Annotated in this window: 2 protein-coding genes; one reads left to right on the forward strand and one right to left on the reverse strand. The window is 43.8% G+C overall.

Annotation, left to right across the window (positions count from 1 at the left end; translation table 11 throughout):
• Nucleotides 1–198: 198 nt before the first annotated feature.
• Nucleotides 199–522 (forward strand): ferredoxin FdxA, encoded by a 324-nt coding sequence (fdxA, locus tag ACS8FD_RS14120; RefSeq protein WP_058368024.1) that lies wholly within the window; start codon nt 199–201, stop codon nt 520–522.
• A 64-nt stretch (nt 523–586) separates the two neighbouring features.
• Here the strand turns inward: fdxA and ACS8FD_RS14125 are convergent.
• The coding region (locus ACS8FD_RS14125) for a spermidine synthase (RefSeq protein ID WP_439276331.1) at nt 587–1,568 on the reverse strand (982 nt) is incomplete at its 5' end.

The following is a 1,568-nucleotide window of genomic DNA, read 5'->3' on the forward strand; positions in this document are numbered from 1 at the left end:
CTTAGCTTATATGACGAGCTGATAAATACTGATCCTGACAGTCTAACGCCTAAGCAAGCTCATGACTTATTGTACGATCTTAGACAACGCATCAGTCGCTAAAGGGGTTTGTTAAAATCGTTTAAAAGCGCTAAAATATGCATTATTTTCATTATTCTATTCAGGCATTAGCCGAATCAATAACAGGTAGACCTCAATATGACCTTCGTCGTTGCAGATAATTGTATTCTTTGTAAACATACTGACTGTGTGGAAGTCTGCCCTGTGGACTGCTTTTATGAAGGGCCAAACTTCCTTGTCATTGATCCTGATGAGTGCATCGACTGCGCACTATGCGAGCCTGAATGCCCAGCCAATGCGATCTTCTCAGAAGATGAAGTGCCTAAAGGGCAAGAAATATTCATCCAGCTGAACGAGGAGCTGGCGCAAAAGTGGCCAAACATCACGGAGATGAAGCCGCCTATGCCAGACGCTGAAAAGTGGGACGGTGTCGAGGGTAAGATTCAGTATTTAGAGAAGTAGATTTTTAATACTGCTTTTTAAATCTAAAAACCATTTAACGCTGTGATAACGTTAAATGGTTTTTTTATAGACTCTTTATAGACCGATAATAATACCTATCCAACCTAGGCAAATCATCGGTATGCACCGGTTGCTGCGCATTAAAAAATTCAGCTTGAGCCAGCTTTTGACTACCGGGACAGGCAAAGTTACATAGCATGATATTTTGTAGATTGACGCTGCCGTATTTGGTCAGCACGTGGGCAGTATCTCCAAATACTTCTTGCCAGTTTTTGAGAATGGTTTGGGTATAGCCATGCTCCTTTCGCGGTATGCCAATGATGTTTGCCATGATATCGTTGCTGTTGGCTTTGAATTGTGTCAACGCTTCAAGCGTGTACAGATTACTCGCAACATGTTGACCTTGAAAGGCATCAATGAGCATAAAATCATAACGGGCTTGTTTATTTCGGGTCAAATAACCTCGAGCATCATCACCTATAAACTCAATATTTGCCGCGATGGGTGCTTTTAAAAAGTGCTTTTCGATAATCTTTGGCAAGTCTTTGTCGATGTCTATAACGGTAAGCGCCATTTCAGGATTGTAATGTGCCACTTCACTTGGTGTGCCCATACCTGCCCCGCCCAAAAACACCAAGGTTTCGGGCTTGGTTTGTCCAATGGCTTCTACGGCAATCTCACCATACCAATGGCAGTTTTTTTGGGTGGCGTATACCCAGCAGCTACTCGTCGACTGTCCTGGCTTGTCAGTGATAGTGACTGCCAAGTCTCTACCCGCCAGCGTATCTTTGATAAACCAAGCCCCCGTCGCGGTTTGATAGCCAGTATCCACTCTGTTCATCATAATAAACGCCACCGTCATGACTAGTGCCGAGGTAAAGAGCAAATAGTTGGTGACATGATCAGACGCCTTGATAGGCTCGTCGTTCTCTATTTGGATGGCAAGCTTGGTACAGAGCCATGCACTAAATGCCAATGATGCTATAAATAGCGCCAAGCTACTCATAAGCCCAATATAAGGCAACAAAAAAATCGGCGTCACGGTT

It is taken from the genome of Psychrobacter sp. 1U2 (genome assembly GCF_051847575.1).